Annotated in this window: 5 protein-coding genes; 2 read left to right on the forward strand and 3 right to left on the reverse strand. The window is 67.4% G+C overall.

Going from position 1 to position 7,028, the window contains the following annotated elements:
* Positions 1-140: 140 nt before the first annotated feature.
* Complete coding sequence (locus GPA_RS00950) at positions 141-1,301, forward strand: LL-diaminopimelate aminotransferase (protein WP_015538685.1); 1,161 nt, start codon at positions 141-143, stop codon at positions 1,299-1,301.
* A 249-nt stretch (positions 1,302-1,550) separates the two neighbouring features.
* Here the strand turns inward: GPA_RS00950 and GPA_RS00955 are convergent, their stop codons facing one another.
* On the reverse strand, positions 1,551-3,641 hold the full coding sequence (locus GPA_RS00955) for a glutamine synthetase III family protein (RefSeq protein WP_015538686.1): 2,091 nt from the start codon (positions 3,639-3,641) through the stop codon (positions 1,551-1,553).
* A 260-nt stretch (positions 3,642-3,901) separates the two neighbouring features.
* Here GPA_RS00955 and GPA_RS00960 point away from each other — a divergent pair, with 260 nt between their 5' ends.
* The gene (locus tag GPA_RS00960; RefSeq protein WP_015538687.1) at positions 3,902-5,503 is read left to right on the forward strand and encodes a CTP synthase; all 1,602 of its coding nucleotides are present in this window, start codon (positions 3,902-3,904) and stop codon (positions 5,501-5,503) included.
* A 461-nt stretch (positions 5,504-5,964) separates the two neighbouring features.
* Here the strand turns inward: GPA_RS00960 and GPA_RS00965 are convergent, their stop codons facing one another.
* Together GPA_RS00965 and GPA_RS00970 are read right to left on the reverse strand one after the other, a co-directional pair.
* Positions 5,965-6,693 (reverse strand): GltB/FmdC/FwdC-like GXGXG domain-containing protein, encoded by a 729-nt coding sequence (locus GPA_RS00965; RefSeq protein WP_173014825.1) that lies wholly within the window; start codon positions 6,691-6,693, stop codon positions 5,965-5,967.
* Between the two features lie 11 nt (positions 6,694-6,704).
* On the reverse strand, positions 6,705-7,028 hold a 324-nt coding region (locus GPA_RS00970; protein WP_041238719.1), incomplete at its 5' end, for a glutamate synthase-related protein.

Raw genomic sequence — 7,028 nt, forward strand, 5'->3', positions numbered from 1 at the left:
CCGCGAGACCGACGTGCTGCTGCGCGGCGGGACGCTGCACGTTGCCTGGGCCGACGACGGCCATGTGATGATGACGGGGCCCGCCGCCGAAAGCTTCGCGGGCACCGTGAACGTGTGACAACAGAGAGGAAGAAGGGCCCATGAGAACCGCCGCATTCCTGAACCGCATGCCCCCGTACCTGTTCGCCCAGATAGACGCCAAGCGCGACGCGCTCGAGGCGCAGGGCGTCGACGTCATCTCGCTCGGCATCGGCGACCCGGACACGCCCACGCCGCCGCACATCGTCGACGCCATGGCCGAGGCCATCCGCAACCCCGCGAACCACCGCTACCCCGACTACGCCGGCTCGCGCGCGTACCGCACGGCGTGCGCCGACTGGATGCGCAGCCGCTTCGGCGTGGAGGTGGACCCCGCCACCGAGGTGCTCGCGCTCATCGGCAGCAAGGAGGGCATCGCGCACCTGCACACGGCTTATCTGGACCCGGGCGACTGGGTGCTCGCGCCGTCCATCGGCTACCCGGTGTACTCCGGCGGGGCCCTGATGCAGAACGCGAACACCTACTTCATGCCCATGCGCGAGGAGGACGGCTTCCTGGCCGACTTCTCGCAGGTGCCCGCCGACGTGCTGGACGCGGCGAAGATCATGTTCCTGGGCTACCCCAACAACCCCACCGGCGCCTGCGCCGCCGAAGCGTACTTCGACGCCGCCATCGCGTTCTGCCTCGAGCACGACCTGCTGCTCGCGCACGACAACGCCTACTGCGACATCTGCTTCGACGGCTACCGCGCGCCCTCCATCCTGGAGCGGCCGCATGCCAAGGAGTGCTGCATCGAGTTCTTCAGCCTGTCGAAGTCCTACAACATGACCGGCTGGCGCATCGCCTTCGCCTGCGGCAACCCTGAGGCGGTGGGGGCGCTCGGCACGGTGAAGAACAACCTGGACTCCGGCCAGTTCACGGCCGTCCAGGACGCGGCCATCGCGGCGCTCTCCGGCGACCAGCAGTGCGTGGCCGACCTCTGCGCGCTCTACCAACACCGGCGCGACGTGGTGGTGGAGGCCCTGCGCGCCATCGGCCTGGAATGCAACACTCCGAAGGCCACCATCTACGTGTGGGCGAAGGTGCCGGCCGGCGAGACGAGCGCGTCGTTCGCCACGAAGCTTTTGGAGCAGGCGCACGTCATCGTGACGCCGGGCAGCGGCTACGGCCCGGACGGCGAGGGCTACATCCGCATCTCGCTCACCACTCCCGACGACCGCCTGCTGGAAGCCGCGCGCCGCATCAAGGAGGCCATGGCGTAAGGGGGCACCGCCGCAAGCTGTCGGATCAAAGAAGAAACCGGGTGCCACGTGGGGCATCCGGTTTCTTTTTACTTCATTCGCCCAGGTTGGCGTAGTAAGTCAGCGAGAAAGGCCCTGGTGCCCGAGATTGCCCCATTTCGCGGCTGAGCGTACTTCGGTACGCGAAGGCAAGCGAAAGAGGGGCAAGATCGGGTTCCAGGGCCTTTCGCAGCGTCGAGCAGTTCCGGCGGCTGGCAAGCCGCCGGAACGTTATACGTAGAAGAGCATATCGTTGTAGGTGGGCACCGGCCAGTGGTCGCGGTCGACGACCACCTCGACGGCGTCCACGGCGACGCGCAGCTTGTCCATGATGGGCAGGATATGGTGCGCGTTGTCGTTCGCGCGCCGTTGCTGATCGGCCATCTCGATGTTGGCGTGGTGGGCGGCGTCGAGCACCTGCAGCTGCGCGTCGATCTCGCGCACGCCGGCCAGCAGCTTCTCCAGCAGCCTCTCCTGCTGGCCCGTGTCGGCTCCGGCGCTCGCGGCCTTCACCGCAGTGATATGGCCGGCCACCTTGGCGGCGTAGGCGTTGATGGCGGGCAGGTAGGCGCGGCGCACCATGCGCTTCATCGTGCGCGCCTCGATGTTGACGAGCTTGTTGTACTTCTCCAGCTTCACCTCGTAGCGGCTGCGCACCTCGGGCTCGGAGAGCACGCCGAACTCCTCGAACAGCGCGACGCTCTCGGGCGCCACGAGGCACGGCAGCGCGTCGGCGGTGGTGCGGTGGTTGGCCAGGCCCCGGCGCTCCGCCTCGGCCGGCCACTCGTCGGAGTAGCCGTTGCCGTTGAAGATGATGCGCTGGTGCTCGACCAGGGTTTCCTTGACGTACGCGATGGCGGCCGCCTCGAACTCCTCCCCTGCCTTCCCCTCCATCGCGTCGGCGAAGCCCTTGAGGCTCTTCGCCATCGCGGTGTTGAGGATCATGTTGCAGTCGGACAGGTTCACGGCGGAGCCCGGCATGCGGAACTCGAACTTGTTGCCCGTGAACGCGAACGGTGAGGTGCGGTTGCGGTCGGTGTTGTCCTTCAGGAAGTTCGGCAGCACGGCCACGCCCAGGTCCATGGCAACCTTGTCGGCCGAGGTGTAGGCGTGGCCGTCGATGAGCGCGTCCACGATGGCCCCCAGCTCGTCTCCCAGGAAGATGGAGATGATGGCCGGCGGGGCCTCGTTCGCGCCCAAGCGGTGGTCGTTGCCGGCCGAGGCCACCGACATGCGCAGCAGCTCCTGGTAGTCGTCGACCGCCTGGATGACGCCCGTGAGGAACACGAGGAAGCGCAGGTTGTCCATGGGCGTCTCGCCCGGGTCGAGCAGGTTGGTCTTGCCGGCCGAGATGGACCAGTTGTTGTGCTTGCCCGAGCCGTTGATGCCCTCGAAGGGCTTCTCGTGCTGCAGGCACACCAGGCCGTGATGCGATGCCAGCAGGCGCATCTTCTCCATCGTGAGCAGGTTCTCGTCGATGGCGCGGTTGCTGTTGGTGAAGATGGGCGCCAGCTCGTGCTGGGCGGGGGCCACCTCGTTGTGCTTGGTCTTGGCGGACACGCCGATCTTCCACAGCTCGTCGTCGAGCTCCTTCATGAACTCGTTCACCGACGGGCGGATGGCGCCGAAGTAGTGCTCCTCCAGCTCCTGGCCCTTGCACGGCGGGTAGCCGAACAGGGTGCGGCCGCACATGATGAGGTCTTGGCGCTTGGCGTAGTCCTTCTCGGAGATGAGGAAGTACTCCTGCTCCGACCCCACGGTGGTGGTCACCCGGGCCGGGGCCTCACCGAACAGCGCCAGCACGCGCTTGGCCTGCTCGTCGATGGCGCTCATGGAGCGCAAAAGCGGCGTCTTCTTGTCGAGCGCCTCGCCGGTGTAGCTGCAGAACGCGGTGGGGATGCACAGCACCTCGTCCTTGATGAAGGCGAAGCTGGTGGGGTCCCACGCCGTGTAGCCGCGGGCCTCGAAGGTGGCGCGCAGGCCGCCCGAGGGGAACGACGACGCGTCGGGCTCGCCCTGGATCAGCTCCTTGCCCGAGAAGCTCATGATGGCGCGGCCGTCGGGGCAGGGGTCGATGAAGCTGTCGTGCTTCTCCGACGTGATGCCCGAGAGCGGCTGGAACCAGTGCGTGAAGTGGGTCGCCCCCTTCTCGATGGCCCACTCCTTCATGGCGTGCGCCACGACGTTCGCCACCTCTCTGTCGAGCGGCTGGCCTTCCTCGATGGTCTTGCGCAGGCTCTTGTAGGTGGCGGACGGAAGCCGCTCCTGCATCGTATGCTCGTTGAACACCATCGAGCCGTAGATCTCCGAAACCTTCGCCATGTCGCGCGCTCCTTACTCGTCGGCGCCGGTCGCCGTTCGCCGGCCCATCCTGTTCTCACTTCCCCCCTCACGCTACCGGCCTCGTGTTTCGAGCAGTTTTCCACTCGGTAAACTCGTGTTACATCGAGCCGCGCGCCGACGGGCGCAAAGGGCGCCTGTGTTTCAAGCAGGTGAAATCATGGGGCGCGGCAGGCGGCGGGCGACGGCGTCGCCTACAATCGAAAGACGTTTGGAGGACGCCTTTGAACGTGAGGAGAGCTATGGCAAAGCACATTTTCGTGACCGGCGGCGTCGTTTCGTCGCTCGGCAAGGGCATCACCGCGGCATCGCTCGGACACCTGCTGAAGGCGCGCGGCTACCGCGTGACCATGCAGAAGATGGACCCCTACCTCAACGTGGACCCCGGCACCATGAGCCCCTTCCAGCACGGCGAGGTGTTCGTGACCGAGGACGGCCACGAGGGCGACCTGGACCTCGGGCATTACGAGCGCTTCATCGACGAGAACCTCTCGCGCGAGTCCAACTTCACGCAGGGCTCCATCTACCGCTCGCTCATCGCGCGTGAGCGGCGCGGCGACTTCCTGGGCGGCACGGTGCAGGTGATCCCGCACGTCACCGAGGCCATCAAGGAGCGCCTGCGCCGCATCGCCGAGCAGTCGGGCGCCGACATCGTCATCTCCGAGATAGGCGGCACCATCGGCGACATCGAGTCGCTGCCCTTCATCGAGGCCGCGCGCCAGTTCAAGAAGGAGCACCCCGCCGGCGACGTGCTGTTCGCGCACGTGACGCTAGTGCCCTACATCACCGCCGCCCACGAGGCGAAGACGAAGCCCACGCAGCACTCGGTGAAGGAGCTGCGGTCGCTGGGCGTGCAGCCCGACTTCATCGTGTGCCGCAGCGACCACGAGGTGACCGACCCCGTGCGCGAGAAGATCGCGCTGTTCTGCGACGTGCGACCGGAGGAAGTGCTGGCCTGCGTGGACGCGCCGTCCATCTACGAGGTGCCGCTCGTGCTGCACGACCAGCGCTTCGACGAGCTGGTGCTCGCCCGGTTGGGGCTCGAGCCGCGCGAGGCCGACCTCGGGCCGCTGCGCTCGTTCGTCGCGGCCGCGAACGCTTGCGAGGGCGAGGTGCGCATCGCCGTGGTGGGCAAGTACGTGAGCCTGCCCGACGCGTACCTGTCCGTGATGGAGGCGCTCGGCCATGCGGGCGTGGCGCACGGCCGCCACGTGGACATGCGCTTGGTGGACGGCGAGGAGATCGACGAGGGGAACGTGGCCGAGGCGCTGGCCGACACGGACGGCATCCTCGTGCCCGGCGGCTTCGGGGAGCGCGCCTTCGAGGGCAAGATTGCCGCCGTTCGCTACGCGCGCGAGAACGGCGTGCCGTTTCTGGGCATCTGCCTGGGGCTCCAGGCCGCCGTGTGCGAGTTCGCGCGCCACGTGGCCGGCATGCCGGACGCGACGTCCGCCGAGTTCGGCGCCGAAGCCGCCTATCCCGTGATCGACCTCATGCCCGAGCAGGAGGACGTGGAGGACAAGGGCGGCACCATGCGCCTGGGCGCGTACCCCTGCCGCGTGCTGCCGGGGACGCGGGCCTTCGAGGCCTACGGCGAAGAGGTGGTCTACGAGCGGCATCGCCACCGCTACGAGGTGAACAACGCGTTCCGCGACGCGCTGCAGGAGGCGGGGCTCACGGTGTCGGGCGTGTCTCCCGACGGCCGGCTCGTCGAGATGGTGGAGCTGGCGGATCATCCCTGGTTCGTGGCCAGCCAGGGCCACCCCGAGTTCAAGAGCCGCCCCACCCGCCCCCACCCGCTGTTCTTGGGATTCGTCAGCGCTGCCGTCTCCCGACGAGGATGAGGAAATGCCATCACATAGACGGAGCAGGATGATGAAGGGACGTTCTCTCAGCAGGACGCGTCAAAGACGGTTCTCTTGGCAGTCCCCTTGCCGATTCCCTTTCCAACGGAGGGCAGTTTCGCAAAAGGCCGGGCTCGAAGTCACAGTTTTGGCCGCTGTGAAGCCTTTTTGCGCTCTGCGGGCCGTCTGAGCGCCTGAGCAGCGACCGGGACAAGTCGTTCGGCCAGGTGACGCAGAGCGGTTCGCCGTCGGGTGTCGCAGCAAGGCTTCACAGCGGCCAAAACTGTGACTTGGAACGATCCGAAAGCGAAGAGCCCTCGACGCAGGCAACCGCCTGACGCCGTCCCTCCCCCTTAGCACAAAGAATCCCGTGCAGCGGCTGGAAACCTCGCGGCTGGCGCCTCACGGGATTCTTCGGCTTCGCCCTTCGCCGCTTCCCACGGGATGACGAAGGGGTCTTATCAGTTGGCGTACATGCTGGCGTAGGGGCGGGCGGTGGCGGGGCGCAGGCGGAAGAAGCCCTCGCCGGTGGCGTCGACGGGCGCGCCGAGGTCGGCGGCGAAGAAGCCGTTGTAGCGTTCGAGCAGGCTGCGGATGAGGGCGCGGTCGGCTTCGTCCACCGGTTCCTGCACCAGGCCCTCCGACACCTCGTCATCGGCGATGCGGTGCTTGAGGTAGATCACGCCGCCGTGCATGCCGGTGGCCAGGTGGCGCCCCGGCTTGCCCAAGAGCACGATGACGCCGCCCGCCAGGTACTCGCCGAGGAAGCTGCCTGCGTCGCCGCCGATGACGATGGCGGGGCGCTTGTCCTCGAACTGCTTCATATGGATGCCCACGCGCCAGCCGCAACCGTCGCGCACGAAGATCTGCCCGCCGCGCATACCGTAGCCCGCCGCGTCGCCGCAGCGCCCATGCACCACGATGCAGCCGCCGTCCATGGTGTTGCCCACCTGGTCCTGAGCGTTGCCGAACACCTCGATGCGGCCGCCGTCCAAATAGCACGCCAGGTCGTTGCCGGGCACGCCGTGGATCTCGAGCGTCTTGCCCGTCGGCATCGCGCAGCCCAGGTAGCGCTGGGCGAACGCCTCGCGCACCACCACCGTGTCGGCGCGCAGCAAAGCGTCGCGCACCGTCTCGTTCGCCTCGGTGAAATGCTCGGTGCCGAGCGTCACGGAAACCCTCTTCCCCATCATCGTCCCCCTCACTCTCCCGCGTGCTTCACGCCGAGGATCTCGAGCTCTTTCTCGGTGAGCCCGATCCCGCGCAGCATGAGGCGGTTGCCCCGCAGGCTGTCGATGGCGTTGATGCCCATGCCGCCCATCATCTCCTGGATCTCATGGTTCCATGCGCGCACGAGGTTGACCACGCGCTCGGCCGCCACCTCGGGGTTGAGGCGCTTGGTCAGCTCCGGGCGCTGCGTGGCGATGCCCCAGTTGCACCGTCCGCTCGCGCAGTCCTGGCACTGGTGGCACCCCATCGCGATGAGCGCGGCGCTCGCGCAGTACACGGCGTCGGCCCCCAGCGC

Origin of the sequence: Gordonibacter pamelaeae 7-10-1-b, from assembly GCF_000210055.1 — a bacterium.
Classification (GTDB): Bacteria; Actinomycetota; Coriobacteriia; order Coriobacteriales; family Eggerthellaceae; genus Gordonibacter; species Gordonibacter pamelaeae.